The sequence below is a fragment of the Sessilibacter corallicola genome, from assembly GCF_021290925.1.
GTDB lineage: Bacteria > Pseudomonadota > Gammaproteobacteria > Pseudomonadales > Cellvibrionaceae > Sessilibacter > Sessilibacter corallicola.
Window position 1 is genome coordinate 324,146 of record NZ_JAJSLX010000004.1, and the last position, 26,508, is coordinate 350,653.

29 protein-coding genes are annotated in these 26,508 nt (G+C 42.7%); 16 read left to right on the forward strand and 13 right to left on the reverse strand.

The annotated features are described in order from the left end of the window. Window position 1: 1 nt before the first annotated feature. From acpP to LU361_RS18170, 5 genes are all read left to right on the forward strand, one after another. Entirely contained in the window at window positions 2-238 is a 237-nt protein-coding gene (gene acpP, locus LU361_RS18150; protein ID WP_233090530.1) for an acyl carrier protein, read from the forward strand. Between the two features lie 199 nt (window positions 239-437). Further along, window positions 438-1,679 (forward strand): beta-ketoacyl-ACP synthase II, encoded by a 1,242-nt coding sequence (gene fabF, locus LU361_RS18155; RefSeq protein WP_233090531.1) that lies wholly within the window; start codon window positions 438-440, stop codon window positions 1,677-1,679. A 103-nt stretch (window positions 1,680-1,782) separates the two neighbouring features. Next, the gene (gene mltG, locus LU361_RS18160) at window positions 1,783-2,817 is read left to right on the forward strand and encodes an endolytic transglycosylase MltG (RefSeq protein ID WP_233090533.1); all 1,035 of its coding nucleotides are present in this window, start codon (window positions 1,783-1,785) and stop codon (window positions 2,815-2,817) included. Between the two features lie 22 nt (window positions 2,818-2,839). Then, the gene (gene tmk, locus LU361_RS18165; protein ID WP_233090535.1) at window positions 2,840-3,475 is read left to right on the forward strand and encodes a dTMP kinase; all 636 of its coding nucleotides are present in this window, start codon (window positions 2,840-2,842) and stop codon (window positions 3,473-3,475) included. Beyond that, entirely contained in the window at window positions 3,472-3,867 is a 396-nt protein-coding gene (locus LU361_RS18170) for a VanZ family protein (protein WP_233090537.1), read from the forward strand. The genes tmk and LU361_RS18170 overlap by 4 nt, the downstream gene beginning before the upstream one ends. A 4-nt stretch (window positions 3,868-3,871) precedes the next feature. On the opposite strand, the gene LU361_RS18175 is transcribed toward LU361_RS18170, so the two are convergent. Further along, on the reverse strand, window positions 3,872-4,516 hold the full coding sequence (locus LU361_RS18175) for a pseudouridine synthase (protein WP_233090539.1): 645 nt from the start codon (window positions 4,514-4,516) through the stop codon (window positions 3,872-3,874). Window positions 4,517-4,604: 88 nt separating this feature from the next. Between LU361_RS18175 and holB the strand changes: the two genes are divergently transcribed. The 3 genes from holB to LU361_RS18190 all read left to right on the forward strand — a co-directional run bounded on the left by holB (window position 4,605) and on the right by LU361_RS18190 (window position 7,030). After that, a complete protein-coding gene (gene holB, locus LU361_RS18180) occupies window positions 4,605-5,567 on the forward strand; it encodes a DNA polymerase III subunit delta' (protein ID WP_233090541.1) in 963 nt (320 codons plus the stop codon). A 169-nt stretch (window positions 5,568-5,736) separates the two neighbouring features. Continuing rightward, window positions 5,737-6,087 carry a PilZ domain-containing protein gene (locus LU361_RS18185; RefSeq protein ID WP_233090543.1) on the forward strand — a complete coding sequence of 117 codons (351 nt, stop codon included), beginning with the start codon at window positions 5,737-5,739 and terminating at the stop codon, window positions 6,085-6,087. Window positions 6,088-6,250: 163 nt separating this feature from the next. After that, window positions 6,251-7,030: a TatD family hydrolase gene (locus tag LU361_RS18190; protein WP_233090545.1), complete on the forward strand. Its 780-nt coding sequence runs from the start codon at window positions 6,251-6,253 to the stop codon at window positions 7,028-7,030. A gap of 31 nt (window positions 7,031-7,061) precedes the next feature. Here the strand turns inward: LU361_RS18190 and LU361_RS18195 are convergent, their stop codons facing one another. After that, complete coding sequence (locus tag LU361_RS18195; RefSeq protein ID WP_233090546.1) at window positions 7,062-8,144, reverse strand: MJ1255/VC2487 family glycosyltransferase; 1,083 nt, start codon at window positions 8,142-8,144, stop codon at window positions 7,062-7,064. A gap of 94 nt (window positions 8,145-8,238) precedes the next feature. Then, window positions 8,239-8,760, reverse strand: a complete 522-nt coding sequence (locus tag LU361_RS18200) for a phosphatase PAP2 family protein (RefSeq protein WP_233090548.1) — start codon at window positions 8,758-8,760, stop codon at window positions 8,239-8,241. Window positions 8,761-9,011: 251 nt separating this feature from the next. Between LU361_RS18200 and LU361_RS18205 the strand changes: the two genes are divergently transcribed. The 6 genes from LU361_RS18205 (at window position 9,012) to LU361_RS18230 (ending at window position 14,732) form a co-directional block, all read left to right on the forward strand. After that, window positions 9,012-9,638, forward strand: a complete 627-nt coding sequence (locus tag LU361_RS18205; RefSeq protein WP_233090673.1) for a dUTP diphosphatase — start codon at window positions 9,012-9,014, stop codon at window positions 9,636-9,638. 205 nt (window positions 9,639-9,843) lie between these two features. Then, window positions 9,844-10,824 carry a malate dehydrogenase gene (locus tag LU361_RS18210; protein ID WP_233090550.1) on the forward strand — a complete coding sequence of 327 codons (981 nt, stop codon included), beginning with the start codon at window positions 9,844-9,846 and terminating at the stop codon, window positions 10,822-10,824. Between the two features lie 106 nt (window positions 10,825-10,930). Beyond that, window positions 10,931-11,410 carry a thioredoxin-dependent thiol peroxidase gene (gene bcp, locus LU361_RS18215; protein ID WP_233090552.1) on the forward strand — a complete coding sequence of 160 codons (480 nt, stop codon included), beginning with the start codon at window positions 10,931-10,933 and terminating at the stop codon, window positions 11,408-11,410. 828 nt (window positions 11,411-12,238) lie between these two features. Next, entirely contained in the window at window positions 12,239-13,207 is a 969-nt protein-coding gene (locus LU361_RS18220) for a helix-turn-helix domain-containing protein (protein WP_233090554.1), read from the forward strand. A 122-nt stretch (window positions 13,208-13,329) separates the two neighbouring features. Further along, window positions 13,330-13,668 carry a preprotein translocase subunit YajC gene (gene yajC / locus LU361_RS18225; protein WP_233090556.1) on the forward strand — a complete coding sequence of 113 codons (339 nt, stop codon included), beginning with the start codon at window positions 13,330-13,332 and terminating at the stop codon, window positions 13,666-13,668. A gap of 62 nt (window positions 13,669-13,730) precedes the next feature. Continuing rightward, a complete protein-coding gene (locus tag LU361_RS18230) occupies window positions 13,731-14,732 on the forward strand; it encodes a D-cysteine desulfhydrase family protein (RefSeq protein ID WP_233090558.1) in 1,002 nt (333 codons plus the stop codon). Window positions 14,733-15,122: 390 nt separating this feature from the next. Here LU361_RS18230 and LU361_RS18235 read toward each other — a convergent pair whose 3' ends face one another. Further along, on the reverse strand, window positions 15,123-15,905 hold the full coding sequence (locus tag LU361_RS18235; protein WP_233090559.1) for a sulfite exporter TauE/SafE family protein: 783 nt from the start codon (window positions 15,903-15,905) through the stop codon (window positions 15,123-15,125). A 156-nt stretch (window positions 15,906-16,061) separates the two neighbouring features. Here LU361_RS18235 and cysB point away from each other — a divergent pair, with 156 nt between their 5' ends. Beyond that, window positions 16,062-17,036 (forward strand): HTH-type transcriptional regulator CysB, encoded by a 975-nt coding sequence (gene cysB, locus LU361_RS18240; RefSeq protein ID WP_233090561.1) that lies wholly within the window; start codon window positions 16,062-16,064, stop codon window positions 17,034-17,036. Between the two features lie 167 nt (window positions 17,037-17,203). Here the strand turns inward: cysB and LU361_RS18245 are convergent, their stop codons facing one another. Further along, the gene (locus LU361_RS18245) at window positions 17,204-17,485 is read right to left on the reverse strand and encodes a hypothetical protein (protein WP_233090563.1); all 282 of its coding nucleotides are present in this window, start codon (window positions 17,483-17,485) and stop codon (window positions 17,204-17,206) included. Between the two features lie 136 nt (window positions 17,486-17,621). Continuing rightward, window positions 17,622-19,058, reverse strand: a complete 1,437-nt coding sequence (pabB, locus tag LU361_RS18250; protein WP_233090564.1) for an aminodeoxychorismate synthase component I — start codon at window positions 19,056-19,058, stop codon at window positions 17,622-17,624. Between the two features lie 131 nt (window positions 19,059-19,189). On the opposite strand from pabB, the gene LU361_RS18255 reads away from it, so the two are divergent. Continuing rightward, window positions 19,190-19,492 (forward strand): Rieske (2Fe-2S) protein, encoded by a 303-nt coding sequence (locus tag LU361_RS18255; RefSeq protein ID WP_233090565.1) that lies wholly within the window; start codon window positions 19,190-19,192, stop codon window positions 19,490-19,492. Window positions 19,493-19,514: 22 nt separating this feature from the next. On the opposite strand, the gene LU361_RS18260 is transcribed toward LU361_RS18255, so the two are convergent. The 7 genes from LU361_RS18260 to LU361_RS18290 all read right to left on the reverse strand — a co-directional run bounded on the left by LU361_RS18260 (window position 19,515) and on the right by LU361_RS18290 (window position 26,263). Then, complete coding sequence (locus LU361_RS18260; RefSeq protein ID WP_233090567.1) at window positions 19,515-20,519, reverse strand: GNAT family N-acetyltransferase; 1,005 nt, start codon at window positions 20,517-20,519, stop codon at window positions 19,515-19,517. 36 nt (window positions 20,520-20,555) lie between these two features. Beyond that, the gene (locus LU361_RS18265) at window positions 20,556-21,743 is read right to left on the reverse strand and encodes a cupin domain-containing protein (protein WP_233090568.1); all 1,188 of its coding nucleotides are present in this window, start codon (window positions 21,741-21,743) and stop codon (window positions 20,556-20,558) included. Window positions 21,744-21,809: 66 nt separating this feature from the next. Then, complete coding sequence (purB, locus tag LU361_RS18270; RefSeq protein ID WP_233090570.1) at window positions 21,810-23,177, reverse strand: adenylosuccinate lyase; 1,368 nt, start codon at window positions 23,175-23,177, stop codon at window positions 21,810-21,812. 122 nt (window positions 23,178-23,299) lie between these two features. Continuing rightward, the gene (hflD, locus tag LU361_RS18275; protein ID WP_233090572.1) at window positions 23,300-23,929 is read right to left on the reverse strand and encodes a high frequency lysogenization protein HflD; all 630 of its coding nucleotides are present in this window, start codon (window positions 23,927-23,929) and stop codon (window positions 23,300-23,302) included. 114 nt (window positions 23,930-24,043) lie between these two features. Further along, window positions 24,044-25,177, reverse strand: coding sequence for a tRNA 2-thiouridine(34) synthase MnmA (mnmA, locus tag LU361_RS18280; RefSeq protein ID WP_233090574.1), 1,134 nt, complete (start codon window positions 25,175-25,177; stop codon window positions 24,044-24,046). Between the two features lie 23 nt (window positions 25,178-25,200). Beyond that, the gene (locus tag LU361_RS18285; RefSeq protein ID WP_233090576.1) at window positions 25,201-25,656 is read right to left on the reverse strand and encodes an NUDIX hydrolase; all 456 of its coding nucleotides are present in this window, start codon (window positions 25,654-25,656) and stop codon (window positions 25,201-25,203) included. Window positions 25,657-25,660: 4 nt separating this feature from the next. Further along, window positions 25,661-26,263, reverse strand: coding sequence for a pseudouridine synthase (locus LU361_RS18290; RefSeq protein ID WP_233090578.1), 603 nt, complete (start codon window positions 26,261-26,263; stop codon window positions 25,661-25,663). Window positions 26,264-26,508: the final 245 nt, after the last annotated feature.

Below are 26,508 nucleotides of genomic sequence, written 5' to 3' on the forward strand. Positions count from 1 at the left end.
TATGAGCAGCATTGAAGAACGCGTTAAGAAAATCGTTGCCGAGCAACTCGGTGTTAAAGAAGAAGAAGTAAAAACCGAAGCATCTTTTGTTGAAGACCTTGGTGCCGATTCTCTTGATACCGTTGAGCTGGTAATGGCCTTGGAAGAAGAGTTCGAAACTGAAATTCCAGACGAAGAAGCCGAAAAAATCACCACTGTACAACTTGCAATTGACTACATTAACGCCAACTTGGCTTAAATACAGTCTTAGTTGCTAGCTTGCTACAGCGATTCAAAAGCCGTGCTATTTCTTTAGTACGGCTTTTGTTTTATATAAAGAGAATAGTTTTTAATAGATTGCTAAAAAGTAATAGCCTGATTTGGGAAGGGTTTGGCAATTTACACAGTTGCTCAAAAACGAACGTTTTGAGTAGTACAGATTATATTTGGAGGCAATAGTGACCCGCAGAAGAGTGGTTGTGACGGGTTTAGGCATGGTAGGCCCGACAGGCAACAGTGTCGCTGAGTCTTGGTCTAATATCGTCAAAGGCGTGAGTGGTGCTAAAACTATCGACCACTTCGATGTCGCTCCTTTTTCTACGCAATTTAGCTGTTCAGTGAGAGATTTGGATCTTTCTCCTTACCTTTCACCGAAAGAAGCAAAAAAAATTGACGCTTTCGTACAGTACGGCATGGTCGCGGGAATTCAGGCGATGTCTGATTCTGGTATTGAGGTTGATGAGGCTTTGGCGCCAAAAATGGGCGCAATCATTGGCTCTGGAATCGGCGGATTATCGGATATCGAGCGTGTATCGCTGGTGATTGAAGAAAAAGGGCCAAAACGTGTTAGTCCGTTTTTTGTTCCCGGTTCAATTACAAACATGATTTCCGGTAACTTATCGATTCGTTATGGCTTTAAAGGGCCTAACCTTGCCGTCGTAACTGCCTGTACAACTGGAACACACGCAATTGGACTTGCGGCTCGTTCGATCATTCATGGCGAATGTGACGTAATGCTTGCCGGTGGCGCCGAAATGGCGACTACACGCGTTGGTGTTGCAGGCTTTAGTGCAGTGCGTGCGCTTTCTACTCGAAATGACGCTCCTGAAAAAGCAAGCCGACCTTGGGATACTGATCGCGACGGTTTCGTCCTGGGTGACGGCGCGGGAATTGTTGTTCTCGAAGAGTATGAGCGAGCGAAAGCTCGAGGTGCAACTATTTACGCCGAGCTGCTTGGTTTCGGAATGAGCGGCGATGCACATCACATTACTTCGCCTCCAGAAGATGGCTCCGGCGGTGCTTTGGCTATGTCCAATGCCCTCAACGACGCCGGTATCACCCCTGAAGACATTGATTATATCAATGCCCACGGGACATCAACTCCAGTTGGTGATTTGGCTGAGATTCGTGGTGTTCGCTCATTGTTTGGCGATCATCAAAGCAAGTTGGCAATCAGCTCAACGAAATCGATGACTGGTCACTTGTTGGGTGCTGCGGGTGCCGTTGAAGCGATTTACACGGTTTTGGCTCTTAGAGACCAAGTTGCTCCACCAACCATTAATTTGGACAATCCAGATCCAGAAGTCGCCGGATTAAACCTTGTTCCACACGAAGCACAATCGATCAAAATAGAGAAAGCTCTCTCTAACTCGTTTGGTTTTGGTGGAACGAACGGTTCACTCGTTTTCGGTCGAATCTAAAATTCTACAGTGCCAGCTCAGGAAGTAGAGGTCGTTCTCGGCCTCTACTGCTCGTTAAAATATTGGTTTTAATTGGCCTTGAGCGGTTTGGCGGGACAGATTTATGGTCCGGAAGTTATTCATTTCATTAGTGTTATTGGTCGCGATTTGCTGTATTGCTGTTGCAAGTGGGTGGTATTGGTTGAACACCTGGGCCAATTCTCCTGTTATTGCCGCTAATCAAACACTCATTGTTGAACGCGGAAGTAACCTGACCTCGGTGAGTCGGCAGATATTTTCCGACCAGTCCCCGCTGTATTTTCGCAGTTCGATTCTATACGCGCGATTGCAGAATCAAACAGCAATTCAATCTGGTGAATACCAACTAGATGCGGATGATTCGTGGCAAGCGATTCTTGATTTGCTTGAGTCAGGTAATACGGTCAAAAGACAAGTGACGCTTGTTGAAGGTTGGACAGTTAAACAGGCATTGGAGCATCTGCATTCACAAGAAAAAATAGAGCGTACCCTAAGCTCTGTATCTGACGAATCCTTAATCGCCATCTTGCCTGAGGGCTATAAACACCCTGAAGGCTGGTTTTTTGCTGACACCTATCAATACCAGCTGGGTGATTCTGATCTCGATATACTGAAACGCTCGCATCAAAAGATGCGCGATGTTTTAGATACCGGTTGGCAAGAAAGAGATCAAAATATTCCGTTGCAGTCTGCTTATGAAGCGTTGGTATTGGCTTCTATCGTTGAAAAAGAAACTGGGTTGGATTCTGAGCGTCCGGTAATTGCCAGCGTATTTACTCAGCGGTTGCGAAAGAGAATGCGCTTGCAGACAGACCCAACCGTGATTTACGGCCTGGGCGATTCGTATAAAGGCAATATTACTCGAAAGCATCTGCGTCAAAAGACAGACTACAATACTTACGTTATTAAAGGTTTGCCGCCAACGCCTATCGCGCTTGTTGGTGCCGAAGCCATTCAGGCAACTCTTCACTCCGCAGCCGAAGAATATTTGTATTTCGTTGCTAAAGGCGACGGTAGCCACTATTTTTCTAAAACATTGGATGAGCACAACAAGGCGGTCAGAGAGTATCAATTGGTTAATCGCGCCAAAGAATACCGGTCTCAACCTTTAAATCAGTAAACGTTAACAATTAGGACATTGTGTGGCTCAAAAACCTGGAAAATTTATTACGTTCGAAGGCGGAGAGGGTGCTGGTAAATCCACCAATATTCTTGTTGCCCAGGAATATCTCGAATCACAGGGAATTAAAACTCAGTTAACTCGTGAGCCCGGCGGTACACCACTTGCGGAAGAGATTCGATCTCTTTTAATTTCTAATCGTGAAGAATCTGTCAATGAACTGACTGAGCTACTGCTTGTTTTTTCCGCGCGAGCACAGCACTTAAATAATTTAATTAAACCTGCATTGGCTCAAGGTATTTGGGTCTTGTGTGATCGCTTTACGGATGCGACCTACGCCTATCAGGGCGCGGGTAGAGGACTTTCTGTAGAAGCTATCCGCACGCTAGAAACGTTGGTGCAAGGCAATATTCGTCCTGATCTTACGTTACTGCTCGATTTAGACATTGAAGTTGGTGCTACCCGCGCTCGAAATCGCGGAGCTTTGGATCGCTTCGAGTCTTTAAATGCGGAGTTTTTCTCTCGTGTGCGTGATATGTATCTGCAAAGAGCCAAATTTGAGAGTTATTACAAAGTGGTCGATGCAAACCAATCGTTAGAAAACGTGCAGTTAGCGGTAAAAAATACCTTAATTGAATTTATTCGCGAAGTTTCATGATTAACGAAAGTATCTTTCGTTTTTTATCGAAAGCCCAGTTTTTGGTGTTAATCGTTATTTATTTTTGGATGGGTATTGCCAACGTGGCAGGTACGCCTGCTGAAAATATTAATGATTTAGTCATGCACGCCGCAGGCTATTTTATCGCTATGTTCTCAGGGTTTTGCGCGTTTTACTCAATCAAACGCTTCTGGTATTTATTAATGGGGCTTTGGTTGTTCTCGTTAATGATCGAGCTTATTCAGTATTATTTGCCGTGGCGGAGTTTTTCAGTATCCGACTTAATCGCTAACTTAGGCGGTTTGCTTGGTGGATACGTACTGATTTTGCTTTTCAAAGTTCATTTGCTAAAAATAATCGAAAAAATTTCTCCGCAGAGTACAAAAGCTTAATCATTTAAAATGGGCTAGGTGCAGTTATTGTCACCGTAACGTTAAAAATTGGGTGCTCGAAACTGATTCGTTGGGCATGTAATAGCAGGCGATTACTGCTGTTTTGACTGTGCGGAGTGCCGTAAAAATAATCCCCTAAAATTGGATGGCCGATAAACTCGCAATGCACACGCAATTGATGGGAGCGCCCCGTGATGGGTGTGAGTAATAATCGGGAGGTCGCATTTTTATGATCCCGATGTAACACCTGAAAAAGCGTTTTTGCCGGTTTACCCGATTCGTAGCAAACCTTTTGTTTAGGGCGATTGGGCCAATCGCAAATGAGTGGTTGCTCAATTGTGCCGTTGTCTTGTTGGACGATCCCATCCACAACAGCAATATAATGTTTACTGACTTGACGCTCTTGAAACTTGCGTGACAATAAGCTCAAAGCTTGCTGGCTTTGTGGGAACAAAACGATTCCCGAGGTGGCCATATCCAAACGATGCACAACTCGGCTGTTGGGAAAGTTTGTTAGAATTCGATTAAACAAACAGTCTTGTTTGTCTGGTCCGCGACCGGGTACAGTCAGCAAATTAGGGGCTTTATTGACCGCAATCAGATCGTTGCCTTTATACAGAATTTCTGGGGGATGTATCGGTGTATTCATGGAGCGCTCTTTTATGGATGCCCGATTTTGCAGAACAGTTAAGTGACATACAAGTCCTGAATTAGGTCATCAATATTTAGAGTAAAAAATGTCCGAAATATCTGAACAAACTCGTCTTAAATCGCCTTATCCTTGGCAGCACCAAGTGTGGAGTCGAGTTGAGCAGAGTCTCCAAAATCAGCGTTTGGCACACGCCATTATTCTCGCTGGACCAAAAGGGCTTGGTAAACAGGTTTTTATCACTGCGTTCGGACAGCGGCTATTATGCTCGCAACCCAGAGATGGCATGGCGTGTGGTCAATGCAAAAGCTGTCAGTTAAATTCCGCTGGTACTCATCCAGACCTGAAATGGGTGCTGCCTGAAGAAGCGGGAAAAGCCATTAAAATTGAGCAGATTCGCGATCTCCAAAGCTACCTGGCCAACACTGCTCAGCAAGGCGGCCGCAAGGTGGTGGTGCTTGGTCCAGTTGAAAGTTTGAATGTGAACGCAGCTAACGCTTTGCTAAAGAGTTTAGAGGAGCCGTCAGTTGGTACCCATTTGCTCATGTTCAGTCATCAATTGAGTTCTGTGCTGCCAACTGTTCGCAGTCGTGCTCAAATTGTTCAGGCGCCTATGCCCTCTAAAGAGGAAAGTCTCCACTGGTTGTCTAACCTTACTGATATGGACCCCCAGCAGTTGTTGGAATTAGCAAACTGGTCGCCGTTGCAGGCGTTAGCGTTGTGTGACGCTGACGTTTTTCAGGAAAAATCATCGGTCAACAAGATCATCGGTAGTGTCTATACCGGTGACCTTACGATCATCGCTGCGGTTTCTAAATTGCACAAGTTAGATATGATGTCTGTTCTTCACTGTTTGTTGGATCATATCGATCACAACATCAGAGGTATGATGAGTTCGAAAGCGCGTAGTGGTCAGCAATCCATACAAAAATTGTTTGATGTGAGAGATAAAACGTTAGTGTTGTCTCAACAATTGCAAAAAGGGGCTAATCCAAACAAGCAATTAGCGCTAGAAGAGCTAATGTTATTGTATCGCAGAGCAGCAAACTGAATCGGCTTTGATTTATAGAATTAAAATTCAAATGTTTTTCTCATCTCAGAATAAATTTGAATAATAATTCAGTAAAATAAACAGTAGTACCAAAAAACTCCTTGCAAAAAGTTTAAAGTTACTGTGCAATTCATTGAAATTAAACGGTTATTTGAGTTCGGGCTAGGTTATGAATATTGGCGGCGGTGTTAGAAACGGCATATTATCTTTAACAATAAAAGATAAAGCAGTGCTGTATGCAGCCTACATGCCTTTTGTTCAAAACGGCGGTTTATTCATTCCGACAACAAAGGCGTACAGCTTGGGCGACGAAGTTTTTATGTTGCTGAATTTGATGGATGAGCCAGAAAAAATCCCTGTGGCGGGTAAGGTCATTTGGGTTACTCCAAAGGGCGCTCAAGGTAATAGAGCTTCAGGTATTGGTGTTCAATTCAATGATCAAGACGATGTAGCTAACCGCAAAATTGAGACTTACCTTGCCGGAGCTTTGGAATCTGATCGAATGACTCACACAATGTAATTTCGATAATTATCGATATAGCTATCTGCAAAACCTTTCGAATCAGAATTATTTGATTTTCTCTTATAACTCAACCAAACTGCGCACAAAGCTTCAACGGCTGAAATTGCAGTGCGTTGAAGCGCCTACTTTCATCCATATCTTTATAAAGTTTTGAATCAGCATGTTAGTCGATTCTCATTGTCACCTCGATCGAATTAATCTAAAACCCTACGACGGGAATTTATCCGCAGCTATTCAGTCGGCCCTAGACCGCGGTATTGAAGAGATGTTGTGCATCTCGATTAGCTTGGAAAACCGAGCCGATGTCTTAGCCATAGCTGAATCGCACGCGAATGTTTTTGCTTCTACAGGCGTTCATCCTCTAGATGTGCAATCGGGTTTGGCTACACAAGATCAGCTTTTGGAGTGGATTGACCACCCTAAAGTTGTTGCAGTTGGTGAAACTGGTCTCGATTATTATTACGACACAGAGACCAAGCAGCTTCAACAGGAGAGCTTTGCGATTCATTTGCAGGCTGCTGGCAAGAAAAATATTCCAGTAGTTGTTCATACCCGCAATGCGCGACAAGACACGTTAGATTTAATTCGTGAACACGGTAATCTTGAAAGTGCAGGTGTTTTGCACTGTTTCACCGAAGACTGGGATATGGCATCCAAAGCGCTGGATCTTAATTATTACGTTTCTATTTCAGGTATTGTTACCTTTAAAAATGCCAGTGAACTGCGAGATGTGGTTAAAAAACTGCCGTTGGATCGGTTGTTAGTCGAAACAGACAGCCCTTATTTGGCGCCAGAGCCGTACAGAGGCAAGAAAAACGAGCCGAAGTACGTTCGAGAAGTGGCTGAGTACATTGCTGATTTAAAAGGTGTGAGCTTTGAAACTTTGGCTGAGGTAACTACGAATAATTACCGGAAGTTATTCTGGAAAACTGTGGCTTAGTAATCGCTGATCCTACTTTAAAAAACGGCTATTAAAGCCGTTTTTTCAATTTTTCTATATGTGCAAAATTATTCATATCAGGAGACTCAACTTGCTGCCACAGTTCAATAGCAAGATCGTGTCGCGTCTTTTCGTTCCAATCCCCCTCAACAATCCAGTTTGCAATCGCCTTCGCTACGTCGGGATACAGTATTTTTACGTTAGGTTGTTCGGTTAACCAGCGCTCGATCGTCTCGGTATTGAGTGTACTCATAGACTTACCGATGCCTAAATTCTCTAAGGCTTTAGCGTTTGATAATTGCTCCATCTGGCCTTTCAAAGGCTTTACCAGAACCTTTTTACCTAGCTCAAGCGCTTCACTGACTAACTCAAAGCCAGCATTACAGATAACGCCATTTGCCTTTGCTAAATCGATCTTGAACCCTTCTCGGCTGAGAGGCTTTAAATGAATGTTGCCCTTTGTCTGCGGGGAATCAAATTCTCCGTAGAAAATAAATTCATGGGATTTAATCGGCGCTAAGGTCTGCATGACTTTTTCTGGGTCTTCAAACCCCAGATACACCAAAATATTGTTTTTTTCTACGTCGTAATCATTTTCTGGGATGTCAGCGATGGGCGGCAAAATAGGGTGCCCAAAATGGTGCCAATGTAATCCGAGCCCCAAATTAACTGGCGCGAAATTTTTCATGATCAGCTCAGTCGCCGGATTAGCGCCTTGCTTGGGAATGTCGTAATGAAACGCGTACTGATGACCAACTCCTAAAATAGGCTTTTTGGCTCTTTTAGCAGCCCAGGCAGATACCGGTTCGAAATCGGTGAGTACAAGATCGTAGTCGGAGAGATCCAGCGTTTTTATGTCTTTGAATAATTGTCGGAATTGGTTTTGTTTGATGGTCGCAATAGGATCTATCTTGCCTGACTTATGGATAAAGGTTAAACCGCTGTAGTTTCGCCATTGTGCGAACGGTTCCATATCGAAATATTTATCTCTTTGTCTGCCGCTGAAAATAAAATCGACGTTTACTGAGGGCATTCTAGCGAAAGCGGTTGAAAGTGCTCGGGCTCGAGTAATATGCCCATTGCCGGTGCCTTGCACACCGTAGAGAATTTTCATTAATAATCCTTTGGTAAAGCGAGTGTATATACAAAAAAGTAGAGATTATTTTTATTTAACCTAAAGCGACAAGAGTCATTGGAGCTAGGTGTGTTTAAACAATAACTCTAAGGTTTAGAACGATAATTCCGCAGCTTGTCCCCAGAGTTGCGCCTGCAAGAATATCCGTCGGAAAGTGCACGCCTAGCATCACTCTAGAGACACCAACCGTGCAGGCCCACGGAAGCAACAAGTAATAAAGTTCTGGATACAAAGAACTCATCAATACTGCCATTAAAAAGGCCGCAGAAGTGTGACCTGATGGAAAACTGAAGCGATCAGAAGGAATTATCACTGATTCAAAATCAGGAATGGCTTGAGGTGGCCGATTGCGCCGGAAAAAGTTCTTTAAAATAAAGTAACTTGACCTTTCAAGAATGAACGCTGCAAAAACCCACGGTAAAAATTCGAGATAACCATAAATCGCCATTGGAATGGCGGCAATGATGTACAATGGACCGTCGGCGGTTTTTGAAACCCAACGACTAATTTGTACGAGCTTTTCATAACTCTTTAAGTTATGGCAGCGTTGAAATGTCGCTACGTCAAAATTGTGAATATTTTGCAATAATCTCATCAGAAACACCCCTAGGCTGGCGTAACTTTAAAACTGAGGTATTACACTTTCGTGAGTAAATTATGGCGAGTGTGTGACAATTGAACAATATTATCTGCTCGTATTTATTTTCTTTAACGTACCGCAGTTTTCTTAATTAGGGCGTTAGCTAATAGTGTGTTTTTAAATATTGACCGCTGTCCGATACGATACTGTGTCTACGCTACTGTCTGAGAAAAACAGAAAATCCACTTGTGAAAACAGAATTTATGATGAAAAACTATTTAACAGAAATGCTATCGATGCAGGACGCCATCAACACTCAAGTTAACGATGATTGGCGTTCTCAAAATTTCGAGTGGTATCGAGCAGTTTGGATTGAATGTGCGGAGTTGTTAGACCATTACGGTTGGAAATGGTGGAAAAAACAAGAGCCCGATATGGAGCAGGTGAGCTTAGAGCTTGTCGATATTTGGCATTTTGGTCTGAGTATGATTCTTGAAACAAGTGATTCCGTCAGTTCCGCCGCCGAGACTGTGTTGCATCATATTGAGTCCTCTGAAGCATCCAGCGAATCTGATTTTAAATTATTACTTGAGCAATTCGTGGCTCATGTTCTAGAGCGAAAAGAATTTCATTTTGGAATGTTTTTAAGACTGACGAGCTTAGCGGGTCTGTCTTTTGATGATCTATACCTTCAGTATGTGGCGAAAAATGTGCTTAATCGTTTCAGGCAAGATCACGGTTACAAGCAGGGCACCTACGTTAAAGTTTGGGATGGGCGCGAAGATAATGAGCACCTTTTTGATATTCTTAAACAGGCGCAAACGGCAGATGGCGGTTTACCAGAGAGTTTTGCGGAATTTTTATACGGCGAGCTCAGTCGCCGCTACAACTAATAGCCAACTCCAAAATATCTAAGAAAATAGTATCATTAGCCGTTTGATCTTGTTGCTGTCAAGACAGTCTATTTGGCGGCAAAATGTTCAATTTAGCCCAATGGTATTTTGATAGATGAAAAAAACTGGCAAAAGCCTATAATTGGGCACCTTCCAACAGCCGTATGTGGTTGTACTATCTTAAAAACATGAATGGAGAAATACAGTGAAATCACCAGTACGTGTTGCCATTACAGGCGCAGCGGGCCAAATTAGTTATTCACTATTGTTTAGAATCGCGGCTGGCGAAATGCTTGGACCTGACCAACCTGTAATCTTACAGATGTTGGAAATCACTCCAGCACTTGGCGCTTTAAAAGGCGTAGCTATGGAGCTTGATGACTGTGCTTTCCCATTGTTAGCTGGAATGGTTTGCACTGACGACGCGAATGTTGCGTTCAAAGATGCAGATTACGCATTGCTAGTTGGTGCTCGTCCGCGCGGACCAGGTATGGAGCGTAAAGATCTTTTAGAAGCTAACGCTGCTATCTTCTCTGCACAAGGTAAAGCTATCAACGATAACGCTTCTAAAGACATTAAAGTATTGGTAGTTGGTAACCCAGCAAACACCAACGCTTTGATTGCTCAACGTAACGCTCCAGACATCGATCCTCGTCAGTTCACTGCGATGACTCGTTTGGATCACAACCGTGCAATGACTCAACTTGCACAAAAAACTGACAAGACCATTAACGACGTTAAAAATCTTGTTATCTGGGGTAACCACTCTTCTACTCAGTACCCAGACATTCACCACACAACTGTTGACGGCACCGATGCAATGTCTTTGATCGACCAAGCTTGGTACGAAAATGACTTCATCCCAACTGTACAGCAACGTGGTGCTGCTATCATCGATGCACGTGGTGCTTCTTCAGCTGCTTCAGCTGCAAATGCTGCAATCTTCCACATGCGCGATTGGGCTCTTGGTTCAGCCGAAGGCGACTGGGTATCTATGGGCGTATACAGTGACGGTAGCTACGGCATTGAAAAAGGTCTTATCTACTCATTCCCATGCGTTTGTAAAGATGGCGACTGGTCAATTGTGCAAGGTGTTGAGCTTAACGAATTCTCAACTGGCAAAATGAAAGCGACCGAAGAAGAGCTACAACAAGAGCGCGACGCTGTTAGCCACTTGCTTCCTTAATTCTAAACCGTTAAAAGTTTAGATGCTCAAAAACTCAGCCTAGTGCTGAGTTTTTGTTATATTACAGTCTATAAATTGAAACCTACTACAGCCTTCGAGTATTACTATGTCGCACCCTAAAGTCGGTAATCTTGCTCCAGCTTTTACATTAAAAAACCAAAATGGCGAATCTGTTTCTTTAAAGCAATATAAAGACGTAAGTTGGGTCGTTGTCTATTTTTATCCGAAAGCCTCAACACCTGGCTGTACAACACAAGCATGCGGGCTACGAGATATACAAAAAGAATTGTCCGATAAAAATGTTGTTGTGTTGGGTCTTAGCCCAGATCCAGTGCCAAAGTTAGAAAAGTTTTACGACAAGCAAACATTGAATTTTGATCTTCTGTCGGATGAAGGTCATGCAATCGCTGATAAATACGGTGTTTGGCAGTTAAAAAAATTCATGGGAAAAGAATTCATGGGAATCGTTCGGACTACCTTTATTATCGGTATGGACGGACGTTTGAAAAAAGTCATGGATAAATTTAAAACAAAAGATCACCATGATGTTTTACTTGAAACTCTTGATGAGCTTCAAAGCGAATAAAGAAAGTTGCCGGTCAGTTATCCTGATCGGTTTCCTCCGTGTTTGTTTTTACTGAATGTAAAACAGTAAAAACTTTTATTTCTGCATGATTGCTTTTACACAGAATAATAGATAGTAGGAATACTTACTTTTCGCTCTGATCGTATAAAATTACGTGTTTTATATTTCGATTTAATAATTGAAATACCTTCCTATTGCTACGACCATACAAAAAATCACACCCTATATCCGAATTTCCTTCGTTTAGTTTTTTGCAATTGAGCATTAATTAAATTGGCGAATATTTGGTTATAACCAGAAAAAATTAATGTGCTTGTGATAGCCCTGAATTTAATTGTTCTGTAGGTGTTCGATTACCCGTTTTTTAAGCTACTAAAACATAGAAATTTTCAAGATTTTTGGCGCCCACTTTTGCATCAACTGTTTATATTTGCAGCTATTCTCCAGTGTTGAATATTACTAAAATAGATAATGAATTTATTTTTAACAAAATAAACTGCTAAAGCGTTATAATTATCTAAAAAAAGTGAAAAACAGTGAAAATAATTCTAATATTTTGCTTATCAAGCAAAGAATATTTTCATTAGCTTGTCTATTTTTCTTGTATAGTCTTTACTTTAAGAAAAACATAACAGTTCTATCGCCATCGTTTTTAGTCACTTTCTCAAATACCTTAGTTGTCTAATGGGTAAATAATACAAAAGTCGACATTTATAAAAATTAGAAAAATGGCGCTTCGTTTCAAGAAACGGAAGGACAGTTATTGATCTCAAAACCGAGTTCATTCGGTCGCGTTTGTAAGGGATACAGTTTCAGGAGTGTGGATTTTTGAAAACCGCGGGTATTGAGTTGTCTACGCCAAATGTATTGGTTGATTTGGACAAATACAATTTTTCTAATTTTGTTGATCGCTTGAAGTGTTTTCATGAATTGCTGACCGCTCCACCAGCGGCGACAAGAGCATTTTTAAGATCATACATTATTGCTGGTTGTAGAATGTTCGGTTGCGAGACCGGATTTGTGGGTCAGAGAATTGGCGGGGTAGTAAGAATCGTTGCTTGCGAGTCCAATTTAGATTCTCTTTTTGACGGCCAGTTACTGCAAATGAACGAGCCGTTAGTAGAATCTATCCTGTCAGGTAACAAGGTAGGTTTGCCGGAAAATGTGACGAATGTCTCATTCAGATCGCTAAACCTGTCATACAATGGAATAAATATTCAAAATCTAATCGCCGAAACCATTGACGTTTATGACGATGTATTCGGTGTCGTATGCTTCCTATCTACAAGTAGAATTCGAAAGTACGACCAAGAGGATTTCGAATCTATTGAATTGATGGCAAAAGGAGTAGCCAAAATGATTGAACTTCAAAATAATCTCAAAGATCAGCGCAACGAATCCTCAAGCTTTGCCACTCCTGGCGTTAAACACTTCGACGACTACTTATTGCAAGCCAGGCTACCAGAGACCTATGGCGTTGCTGGTAAAGTGGTTGATGTTCTCAAGTCGAGAGTGGGTAAATCTCCCTTGGGTATTGGTGATGTTGCCGATGAGCTTGGTTTATCGAAAAGAACGCTTCAACGCAGACTGCAACAGCAAGACATCAGTTTTGCTGAGCTGCGCGACAAAGTGAGATTTCACTACTCTATCGAGTTTTTAATCGAGCAAAGCGCAAGTATCGATAATATTTCAAGTGCTCTTGATTTTTCAGATCGCACTAGCTTCACAAACGCCTTTAAGCGCTGGACAGGATTGTCGCCAAGCACTTTCCGCAAGTTATTCAGAGATTATGCTTAAATCGTTGGATTTCAGTAATTTAGCCTCTAATTAGTTCATATTGGAATTGCTAACCTCATCAAGACAAGATAGAGTACTGCGCTGGTTAATAGAACTATAACGTAGTCAGTGAGTACAACTTGATGAGTTTTTTCATTCCTTCCGCAATTGCCCAAACTCAAGCCGCACCTGCAGAACCTAACCAATGGGTTACCTTGGTTATGTTTGGTGGTTTGTTTGTTTTCATGTACCTTTTTGTAATACGCCCTCAACGTAAACGCCAAAAGGAACATAAAGATTTAATTACATCACTCAGTAAAGGTGACGAAGTTGTAATGGGGAGCGGTTTGCTCGCTAAAATTGTTAAGGTTGACGAAGAATACATAACAGTTGAAGCAGCAAATAATGTCGAACTAAGATTCCAGAAAGCTTTTGTCCACGCGGTATTACCGAAAGGGACTATTAAAAAAGTTTCTGCTTAATATTCTGACTTTAAAAGTGGCGAAGTGTTATTTCGCCACTTTTCTAATACCTCAATTTTAAAATGTCCTCTCTAGCATTCAAATATCCCAACAAAATTTCCCTCGCAAATATTCCTACCCCTTTAACTCCTTTAGATCGTTTATCTGAAAAATACGGCGGCCCAAGAATCTGGTTGAAGCGCGATGATTTAACTGGGAGTACGCTAAGTGGGAATAAAGTTCGTAAATTAGAATACGTTATTGCCGATGCTTTAGATAATGGTGCGGATTCGCTAATTACGTGCGGAGGATTGCAGTCAAACCACTGTCGTGCCACAGCGATGGCTGGCGCTCAGCTCGGGCTTGATGTCCACCTTTTATTGAGAGAAGAGGGTGGTAGCGATATTGACGGTAACTTGCTGATGGATCATTTGGCGGGTGCTAAGGTTGATCGAATTGATCGAAAAACCTATTTCTCTTCGTTACCAAAAATATTTAAAGAAAAACAAGATCAATTAATTAACGCAGGAAAAACACCCTATTTAATTCCTACGGGTGCCAGTGATGAAGTAGGGATTTGGGGGTATATAAGTTGTGTTAGTGAGTTAATTGAGGATTTCCAGCGCAACCATATTAACCCTGATTTAATTGTTTGTGCCACCGGGTCTGGCGGTACACAAGCTGGCTTAACATTAGGCGCCAGTCTTTATAATTTAAAAGCTCAAATATTGAGTTATGCGGTATGCGACAGCGCAGAATACTTTGCTTCTCGAGTTAAAGATGACGTTACCAGTTGTTTGGAGCGATACGGTATCGATTGGGATATCAATCGGCTTTCTATAAACACAAATGATGGCTACATTGGGCCAGGATACGCAAAAGGCTATCCAGAGTTATTCTCTACAATACAAGAGGTGTGTCGGTTAGAAGGGGTGTTGTTAGATCCTGTATACACCGGTAAGGCATTCCACGGTTTGCTAACAGATATAAAACTTGGAAAATTCTCAGGCCTCAGTGATGTTGTCTTTATACATACTGGCGGTATCTTTGGTGTGTTTCCTTATAGAGATCAATTTAAAAAGTAAACTCGCCATAATTTAATTACAATAATGGCGGAGTAGTCTCCCAATAAATATTTTGCGCTTTTTTAATGAGTGCTTTTGCTTTTCTATGAGTCACTTCTATATCGAAAATTAAATAACCGGTTATTTAATTTTCTCTCTTACATGTTATTTGCTCTTTTTACGATAGAAATTCTTCCAGCTAGCTTAACGGCTTTGTGTTCAATTATGATGCATTACGTGTTTTGTTTTCACAGGTACAACCTGTTATCACTATAAATAATAAAGAATGTAAATTTTACATTTATCATTCAATATCGACTAATAACAAAGCATGAAATAGGAAATCCTATCTTTATAATGTGTCTAAAAAAAACGTATATTCCACAAGATGTTATAAAATTTATCTTAGTATTAAAAAAACGCAAATTTAATTCCTAAGCCTAAAAGTATTGAAGCTAAAATCGGCTGCAAAACCTTGTTAGGTAGTTTGGCTCCAATCTTTGTTCCAAAGTGTATTGCAGGAAGAGATCCAATCAATAAACAAGCTAATAAACTAAAGTCTACGTTTCCAAGTAGAATTAAATGTCCTAATCCAGCAATGAGCGTAAGAGGCACTGCGTGGGCAATATCGGTACCGACAACTCGAACAGCCGGTAGATGAGGATAGAGCACTAATAATAATGCCGCGCAAAAAGCCCCGGCACCGACCGAGGATAGAGTTACAAATACGCCGAGTAAAAACCCAGCTATTACAGTAATTGTTGACGAGTGTTTGTGTACCCAGCGATTGTGATCGTCATTACTCGCTGCTTGCGCCTTAATCTGGCTCTTAAATAGTAGAACGGCAGAGGTTAATATGAGCATAATGCCCAAACTACTAGTCAATAGATGCTCATATTCACTGGCTTGGGCGAATGCGTGATCAAGTAAAAAAGCAGTGGCAATAGAGGCGGGGATGCTACCAGCACCTAAAAGACCAACAAGGCGCCAATTAATGGTTCCTTGGCGTTTGTGAGCCCATGCTCCACCCGCTTTTGTTATCGCTGCATACAGTAGGTCAGTACCAATAGCTACATTAAATGGAAATCCGAATATCAGCAGGAGAGGAGTCATGAGCGAGCCGCCACCGACTCCAGTAACTCCCACGGCAAGCCCAACACCGGCACCGGCTAAGATGTATAAAAGTATTTCCATAATTTGAGCTGGCCAGGATAGAAGTGGAGAATCTATGTAAAAATTAAAAAAGCGTTGGCAAATATATCGTTTAGTAACTATTCTGGAAAAGAATATTTGTTTATATTTTTATAATCATAAAACCATTGCAGAACAATCCGCCATTTGGGAGGGCCTATGAAACTGCAGCAGTTAAGGTACATCTGGGAAGTGGCACACCATGATCTCAACGTATCTGCAACGGCGCAAAGCTTATATACGTCCCAGCCAGGAATTAGTAAACAAATTCGATTGCTGGAAGACGAACTTGGGGTAGAAGTTTTTTCAAGAAGTGGTAAGCACCTTACTCGAATTACTCCAGCCGGTGAAGCTATTCTAAAAACCGCTGGTGAAATTTTACGTAAAGTTGAGGGCATCAAGCAAGTTGCACAGGAATTTAGCAACGAGCGCAAAGGTAGCCTTTCAATTGCCACAACACACACTCAGGCCCGATACGCTCTGCCAAAAATTATTGGTAACTTTATAGAGCAATATCCTGAGGTTTCCTTGCATATGCATCAGGGAACACCCATGCAGATCTCAGAAATGGCTGCTGATGGTACGGTGGATTTCGCCATTGCGACCGAAGCGCTTGAGCTTTTCAGTGATCTGATCATGATGCCATGTTACCAGTGGAATCGTGGGATTGTCGTACCTAAAGATCACCCGCTTACTCAGTTATCCAATATTACTTTGGAAGACGTTGCTAAGCACCCGATCGTAACCTACGTGTTTGGCTTTACTGGTCGCTCCAAGCTCGACGAAGCGTTTATCGACAAAGGCTTGGCGCCAAAAGTGGTGTTTACTGCAGCAGACGCTGACGTCATTAAAACCTATGTGCGTTTAGGCTTGGGTATCGGCATTATTGCGTCTATGGCGTTTGATCCTGAACTGGATTCTGATCTCGTTTGTTTGGACGCTCGTCATTTGTTCCAACCAAGTACCACCAAAATTGGATTTAGACGAGGAACGTTCTTACGAGGGTTCATGTTTGAATTTATCGAACTTTTCGCACCGCACTTAACACGTGATGTTGTTGAAGAGTCGTTTAATAGACAGTCTAAGGCTGAACTCGACGAGCTGTTTGAGCACATCGAGCTTCCTTATTTGTAGCTATTCAGCTTTTAGCAATTCAGAATTATCGGCAAAAGGGACTTTGCCATCTCACTGAGCGTTTTACCGCTTTTATTCCCTTCCCAAAAGCTTTCCCTATCTAAAACCTAAGTAAACACACAGGCCTTTCTGTTCTTGTAGATTAAGTAACTCGTGTTTGAGCTTGTTTACGCTCGTAGCGGCTCAAGAACTTCCTTGGCGAATTTTATGTAAATAGTGTGTACTTCTGGTGCTTGATCTTCGTTATACACAACAAAGAAAGGCGCTCTCGCGACATCGAGCTCTTTCGCTAATTTAATGCCTTCACTGTCGGCATCCCGTTCATCGGCCACAATAATTTCGTCAATTAATTCGATAAGTTGGCTTTTTTCCAATTTTTCTAGCACTTCACCGCATTTTTTACAGGGTGAGCCGTCGGCAAGGATTTTCTTGACCATAACTATTTTCATTCTTACATCTCCAAAACGATAAATTTAACCATCTGTGATATTGGGGTCGGATTCCTTGGATCAAGCCTTTGAATCGTGTGGATTTAAACGAACAAGTTATATTCTTATTCTCGTGTTTCTCATGTGCTTGAACCCGCTAACGCTGATTAAACGACTTTAGGCCGCTAATTAAGCGATTGATCTTTGTTAGCGATTCTTCGTACTCTTTTTTTACTTCTGAGTCAGAGACAATACCGCCGCCGCCGGAGAGAACAATGTGTTGGTCTTGGCAAGTAATCGTGCGTATCGCAATATTACTTTTGAAATCTCCGGCGCTGTTTATGTAACCAATGGATCCGCAGTAAACGCCACGGCAATAGGGCTCGATCTCTTGGATTATTTCGACAGACTTCTTTTTAGGTGCGCCTGTGATTGATCCGCCAGGAAAGCAGTCCGCAAAAATCTGCATACCGTTTTCTGAGTTTTTAGTTTTAGCGGTAATTTTACTCACCAAATGGTGAACATTTGAAAATGTTTTCAGTTTAAAAATTTCCGGGACCGACACACCTTCCAACACAGCATTTTTAGACAAATCATTTCTCAACAAATCGACGATCATTAAGTTTTCAGCTTGGTCTTTCTCGCTGTTTTTTAAGTCTAATAGCGCCAAGTCGTCTTTAATTGTATCTTTCCAGCGCTTTACGGTTCCTTTGATTGGTTCCGTTGTGTAGAAGTTGTCGTGCTTTTCTAAAAAAGATTCGGGTGAAAAGCTCAGTATTTTGGTGTTGCCGAAGTTTAAATAGGCTCCAAATGGCGCAGGCATGTGTTGTCTTAACGATGAATACGCGTGGTAAGGATTACCACTGAATTTACCTGCGAACATCTGAGTTAAATTAGCCTGATAAATATCGCCAACAGTTATGTGGTGTTTGATTTTATCAAAGGCGTTTTTATATTGGTGGTAATCCCAAACCGGCTCTAACGTCTCAAGACAAAAAGAATCTTTGCTTTCTGTTTCAGCGACATCCTGCTGATTTTTACCGTGTAAGAATTGCTGGTAGTTTTCTATGATATTGGTAAAGAGCGACAGCGACGTTTTCTTTATATTGCTAATAAAGCAGAAAAAAGCAGCCTTATTGTTGTGATCGAAAACAAAAGCGTGAGTGTAGTAGGCCCAAATAAATTCGGGTACATCGACAAACGGGCGCTGAGGGTGATTGGCTGTGAGCTGTTTCACGCCGATGTCGTAGGTGAAATAACCGATGTAGCCGTGAGTGAATGGCAGGTTATGTTCTATGTTGCCGTTGTTTGTTAGGTTATCAACGCGGTTTTGTAATGCCGCAAACGGCTGTTCCCCAGACGGCAAATCGCTTGGCGTGAAGTGAGAATCGGGCAGTGCGGAAAAAATATCAAACTGGCCTCGGGTTTCAAGGTCGCAGCCGCTATCGAGCCAAACTGCGCCGGGTAGGTGCGCAATTTTGCTAAACAGAATTTCCGGGTTGGAATGGTAGGGAATTTCTATGAGTTCTAACAAGCCAATCTCTGTAACGTAAAATTCTGGCATTATAGAGGTGATTTTGACATTGACAATCATTCAAGCTCTATCGCTAGCCAGATCAGTACGTCTAATTGATTAATTGAGAAATACGTAATACCTTCTTACGCTAATTTAGATGGATATTTACGCATTTCTGTCAACTTGGATCTAACTCCGAGGGTGTATAAATGTCGTTTAGAGCATTAGAAAAATTACATCGAGTGCACGAGGGTTACATTCAGGCACATAAAGTCGATGAGTTGGATATTTTGTTAGTGTGCAACGAAGGAAAGTTGTACGCATTTAAAAATTACTGCCCGCATCAAGGTGTTCCGCTGACTCATGGAACTCTGGAGAATGGCGCTATTCGTTGCCCATTGCACGGTTTTGAATTCCGTCTACGTGATGGCTGCCCGTTAACTGGTATATCGGCACCGCTTGAGAGCGTGACTCTTGTTTATGAGGGTAATACGGTCGGTATTGATCACTAAGTTGAGTTCACTTTTGGGCTTTTTAGAGGTTTAGCTGGCGAAAATCCGGATGTTCGAAAGCGTGATTTTCCCAAATTCGATTGATTTCATCCTGCTCTAATTCCCGCTGAACGGGGCTCAGTTTCCTGATTGACGCCAATCCGTGATTGCTTTCGGTCTCAAATTGAAGGCAGTTTCTGGCGTATATTGCCTTTAATTGCTCAAATTCTTTATGGTTGCTTTTAAGGCATCGCAGGTGGATTTTACTGGGCAATCGCCGAGATAGCTCAATAAATGGTTTCGTAAGGCTAAGAGACGGATCGTAGCCGGACCATACAAAATGAAACTGTGTATCAGAGTGATTAAATATACTTTGCTTTAAAACGTCGAGATATTCTCTGTCACATAAATACGGCAGTGATGCGTGAGAACACAAAAAATAGACTCGGCCGATGCAGTCACGGGTGAATTCATGCAGCAGTTCGATAGAGTGCTCGAGCGTGTTAACTTGCCGGTTGTTCTCCACCGGAGGTTTAGTGTTAAGGCTCTCTTGATAGCTTGATGGCTGCTCTTTTGAGTGCTGATGATCTGTTTGGAAAAAGCTCGATAAACCAAAATTCATTCTGCGGTGAGGAATATTGGCGTCCAGAAAAACATCCCCTTCGCACACATAGCCCAGAACTTCGTAAAACGGAATGACGGATGTTTGCGCGTCGAGGTAGGGTTTTTGTTGTTTCGACAATACTTGCTGTGTGCAAAAATCCATCAGTTGTTTGCCTAACCCTAGGCTTCGAAACGGCTTTAAAACAGCGACTCTGCCAATTTTCCCTTGCTCTGTGATTCGGGCGCAGGCAACGGCTTCATTTGTGGATTTTTCTACAGCCAGAATGTGCAGGCATTGCTGATCTTTGCCGTCGAGCTCTTCTTCTTCAGAAACACCTTGTTCTTCCATGAACACCTTGCGGCGAATGTTCACTAAATCTGGCTCAGAATGGGCCCAGTTGACAGTGGAAATAATAAAGTCGTTTGTAACGTTTGAACGGGTCATCAGCGGTAGTTTGGCGTAAATAAAGTCTTATCCAAACTACTCGTTAAGCTCGTTTTGCGCAACCAATAAAATGCCACGGTTGACTAGCGAGAGTAATAGCTCTTTGCTGTCATTGGGCTGTTCACTTTCAATTAGGATTTGAAGCTCACCTGGCTCAAAGTACCGTTTTTTGCACAAGGTCTCTGCCACTAATGCGGTGGTTTTGTATTCTTCGCCATCGATGAAAAGTGTTGTCGCATCTTCGCATTCTCGATAGGCAAGGCGGCTGGCGCTGAAGACTTCGAGCGGGTTTTGAACGAGGAATTCGTTCAACTCTTGCTCCTCAATATTCGGTAGCTCAAAAAATTCTTCTGGTTGAATCTCCGAGTATTTACCTTCGGTCATTTCACGCCCAAACCAAGATGCCAGAGCGGTGGGGGAGTCGATGAGATCTTGGATTTTGTGACGAAGCGTTTCTATGACGGAATCGTTTATTTTTCCTGGGTTGTCTGCAACTTTGGGTGATGAATCGCGATAGCGGTTTGAACTGGGTAAATCATCGGCTATAAAGTCTGCGAAATTAGACAGAATTTCACGATCGCTGGGGGCTCTGAATCCCACCGAGAGCGTCATGCAGTCGTCGCCATTTGCGATGCCCCAATGGGCTTTTCCCGCAGGAATGTACAACACATCCCCTGGTTTGGTTTCAAAGGTGTGTTCGGGCTCAAACGGAGCTATTTGATTGAGCGGTGAATCTTGAACTCTCGGTGTTTGATCGTTGCATTCAGGCCCCAAATGCCACGTACGGCATCCTTTGGCTTGGATCAGAAACACATCATAGAAATCAAAGTGTGGTCCAACACCGCCACCATCAGCCGCGTAGCTGATCATGATGTCATCGAGACGCCAGTTGGGTAAAAATCGAAATAAATCTAAGAACTGACTGATTTCAGGAATCCAGATGTCAGCCGCTTGAATCAACAGAGTCCAGTTAGAATTCGGCAGGTGGGTGAGTTGTTCTTCGGTGAAAGGGCCGTGGTCCAACTCCCAGCGGTTTTCCTCAGACCGAATCAGCCGCGATTCCACCTCTTGCTCAAGTGCAAGGCCGGCAAGGTCGTCAATGTCTAAATCGGGTAAATAATCGCTAAGCGATTGCGGTGAATAGAGGTGTTTTTGCTGCCAGTATTGGCTGAGGAAATCTTGGATAGGCAAGTTGCCTAACTTTAGGAGCGGTTCGATATGCATAATTTAGCGTGTGTTCGCGGACTGGAACCGTAAGATTTATTGGCCCAGTCCGCGAAAAGTAGAGGTTTATTTCAAATCTTTTGTTTGGCTTTCAGCGTTGCCGATGTACGTCTCAGGGGTGAGCTTCAGCAGGGTAGCTTTCGCTTCATCAGGAATTTCTAGCGAGTTAATAAACTGAGTCATAACGGTTTGGTCGATGGTTTGGCCACGCGTTAAGTCTTTTAGCTTCTCGTAGGCATTTTCTACTTGGTAGCGACGCATAACCGTTTGAATAGGCTCCGCCAAGACTTCCCAGCTGTTGTTTAGATCTTCACTCAAACGGGCGCTGTTCAATTCAAGTTTGCCAAGACCCTTAAGTACAGATTCGTAGGCGATGAACGAGTAGCCAAAGCCAACACCCATGTTTCTTAATACTGTAGAATCCGTTAAATCACGCTGCCAGCGCGAGATTGGCAGTTTGCTGCCGAGGTGATTCATGATCGCGTTAGCGATACCGAGATTACCTTCGGAGTTTTCAAAATCGATAGGGTTTACTTTGTGCGGCATGGTTGATGAGCCAATTTCACCGGCAATTGCTTTTTGCTTAAAGTAACCCAGAGAAATGTAACCCCAAACGTCGCGGTTGAAGTCAATTAAGATGGTGTTGAAGCGTGCAATGGCATCGAACAGCTCAGCGATGTAGTCGTGCGGCTCAATCTGAGTAGTGTATGGATTCCAGCTTAGCCCTAAGCTCTCAACAAAGGTTTGCGCGTTTGCTTGCCAGTCAACTTCTGGGTAAGCGCTTAAGTGAGCGTTGTAGTTGCCGACTGCACCATTGATTTTACCAAGTAACTCAATCGATTCGATTTGCTTGATTTGGCGTTGTAAGCGATAAACTACGTTGGCTATTTCTTTACCAACGGTTGTTGGTGAAGCAGTTTGACCGTGGGTTCGTGAAAGCATTGGCTGAGCGGCAAATTCGCTCGCGAGTTCAGACAATTTGGTGACGATTTTACTGATGCTGGATAACAGTTGTTCTCTGCCTGCCTTCAGCATTAAACCGTGTGAAAGGTTGTTGATGTCTTCCGACGTGCAAGCAAAATGCACAAATTCGCTCACTGCAACAAGCTCTTCGTTGTCTTTGAATTGATCTTTTAAAAAGTACTCAACAGCTTTCACATCATGATTGGTGGTTCGTTCTATGGTTTTGATTTGTTCAGCGTGGCTGATATCAAAATCATCGACAATCTTATTTAAGAACGCATTGGTCTCTGAGGTAAAAGGTTTTACTTCAAGAATTTCTTCATGTTCTGCAAGTTTTTGTAACCACCGAACTTCCACTTCGACACGATATTTTATAAGCCCAAATTCGCTAAAAATAGCTCGAAGAGATTGAGTTTTCGACGCATAACGGCCATCAATCGGGGTGACTGCTGTGAGAGTGGAAAAGTCCATAAGTTAAACCGGTAGTAACAAAGTGAATGAAACAGATAAAGCCAATGTCTCTTACAAGTGCTCAAGAGACATCAGTTGAGGCGCGCGATAATAACTGAAATTACGGCACTTTCCGAATATCTTTATAGATGTTTAATCGATTGGTAGAGCAAATCCGATGCTTCGTACAGTTTATTGCGATTCAACATCAGTTGTATTCGATTGCCGCCGACTTGGCGCCACAGTGTTACTGATCGAACTCCAGCAAGTAATAACGCTCGAATTTGATTGGCAATTCTCGGCTGCTGTAGGTAATCAAACGACCCTCGAACCTGAATCCTAAAAGCGAATGTACTTAAGGTGTCGGCGTAGATATCGGCGAGATTAGCGATGATATTTTCATGCAAAATATCAAAATGCTTTAATTGTTGTTCACAGCGACCAATTCGATCGGACAGCACACTGAGCATCGAGTCATTTTTGGCGAGCTTTTTTTGAAGGTGCAGAAGACTCAATGTATAGCGTATGCAGTCTGGATTTTTGGTGCTGTTATAGCGTTGTAAGATCTCACGTAAAATATCCAGACCCATCTCTAAGTTATTGACACCGTTATAAATATCGACCGTTGTGTTTGGGTTGGTGACAAATATACTCGACAGTAAAGGTTTGATGGCGTTGGAGGGAGCATTGCCCTGTTTAGCGAGTTGTTCAACCAGTGCTGCTGCTTGAATGGTTCCGGCAAGTGCAAGGGTTTGCGATTCTATATCTTGCATTAAGTTGTTGGCCTTACTGCATACCTATCAAAAAAGAAATACCAGAGATAGATTGGCTCTCCGATTACTCAGCACATTTTATCCAATTGGAGGAGTCGTGCAAAACGGGGGTATTTACGAGTTATAACCTTCTTCAATAACACCGCCTCCCAAGCAAATATCGTCTTGGTAGAAGACAACCGATTGCCCAGGCGTAATAGCGCGTTGTGGCTCATCAAATTTGATGGTGAGTGATTCGCCGTCATCACTGAGTGTGACTTCACCCCATTGGTCAGGTTGGCGGTAACGCGTTTTTATTTGGGCTCGAAAAACGGGTGAGGGTGGAAAACCTTGATTAATCCAATGAATTTGCCCTGCTTTTAATGAATCTTTGAACAGCAGTGGGTGGTTTTTACCTTGAACGACCAGCAATTGATTGGACTTCAACAATTTTTCGGCAACAAACCAAGGCGCTTCGGGAGCCCCTTTAACACCGCCAATGCCGAGGCCTTGGCGTTGTCCCAAGGTGTGGTACATCAACCCCAAGTGTTCGCCAATAACAGTGCCATCTTCTGTAATAATCTCTCCCGGTTGTGCGGGCAAGTATTGTTCGAGAAAATCTTTAAATCGCCGCTCACCAATAAAGCAAATACCGGTGCTGTCTTTTTTGTTGTGTGTAATTAAATCGTGCTTTTCGGCTAGTGCGCGCACATCGGGCTTGTCCATTTCACCTATGGGAAATAGGGATTTAGCAAACTCAGCTTCGCCAACCGCGTGCACGAAGTAGCTTTGGTCTTTATTGTTGTCTAACCCTTTAAGTAGGAAGGTTTTTCCATCTTTGTCTTTGCGGCGAACATAATGACCCGTTGCAATTAAGTCTGCGCCTAACGCCTGGGCATATTCCATGAAAACTTTGAACTTGATTTCTCGATTACAGAGGATGTCTGGATTGGGCGTGCGTCCGGCTTTGTATTCCGATAGAAAATGCTCAAACACATTGTCCCAATACTCGGCGGAAAAATTTGCTGTGTGAAGTTTGATTCCAAGCTTTTGGCAAACTTTTTCGGCATCGGCAAGATCTTGCTTGGCGGTGCAGTATTCAGTGCCGTCGTCTTCATCCCAATTTTTCATGAAGAGGCCCTCGACTTTGTATCCTTGCTCTATTAGCAATAGAGCTGAAACAGACGAGTCGACACCGCCGGACATGCCGACAATGACCTTTTTTGCGTTAGGGAGATTTTGATTGTTGGGTGTTGAAGATTGATCCATTGGGAGAAGCCAAAAGCCGTATTTTATACTAATGATGTAACGACAGACAAAGGGTACAAGTTGCCGTTGATGTATTGTTCGCTCGTTTCGATGACCATGTCACTGCGCAATTGTGATCGTTTTTCTTTGATTTCATCTAAAGATAACCACTGAGTGCCTATAATGCCGGTATCTAACGGCTGATTGGGGTCAAATTCCATGGCAGTTGCAGTGAAAGTGTGTCTCACGTAAGTGACGCCATTTTTGGCTTTGAGTACGCAAACGCCCAAATAGTGATCAGGCCTGACGTGCCAGCCAGTTTCTTCAAAGGTTTCTCTTACGGCTGCTTCTATTAAGCCTTCGTTTTCTTCAAGATGACCCGCCGGTTGATTTAGGCAGATTCTGCCATTGATGTTTTCTTCGACTAAAAGAAATTTTTCATCTCTGCAAATTATCGTAGCGACCGTGACATGTGGGTTAAAACTTCGAATATCACTCATTTGTCTAGTTTCTTTTCCGGTTTCTTCTGCGTGAGCGTGATGGCGCGTTATCGGAGGTTTTCGGTAAAAAAACATCTTCTAAACGAGTTTCGCCAGGACGTAGGTCTTTTAACTCCCAGTTGCCAATTGATGTGCGAATCAATCGTAATGTCGGAAATCCAACCGCAGCTGTCATTCTTCGCACCTGTCTGTTTTTTCCTTCCTTGATCGAAAGTTGAAGCCAACTGGTTGGAATATTTTGTCGCTGACGGATCGGCGGATTTCTTGGCCAAAAGTCCACGGTTTCAAGTTTATGAGCTTTTGCCGGTTTGGTTTTTCCATCTTTCAATTCAACCCCTTGTCTCAGTAGGCTCAGTGCCTGTTCTGTTATTTCTCCTTCAACTTGTACGCAGTAAGTCTTAGAAAGTTTAAATTTGGGGTTACTAATTTGATGTTGAAGCTGCCCGTCGTTGGTTAATAACAGCAAACCTTCGGAGTCATAATCCAACCGTCCGGCTGGGTAAAACCCCGACTGTTGGATAAACTTTTTTAGTGTGGTTCGATCACCGTCATCGGTAAACTGGCTGAGAACACCAAACGGTTTGTTGAGTAAAAGAATTTGCGGCATCGTGGTGATAAAGTTTTGATTCGGTCAGCGATTATCTCAAAATAGTGGATTGATTCGCAAAAAGAATTAATTAACGGGTTTAGGGCGTGAGAAAAAACTGAGAGGTGTTCTGGTGCGTAAATGAAATCTAGGTAATATAATTAATAGTGCCTGGGCCGCAGGCACTATTGGGATTTTAACGAAAGGATAAAATTTTTATAAATTTGTACGAAGACCACAGGGTGGTGATTCGTTAATGTGTTTAT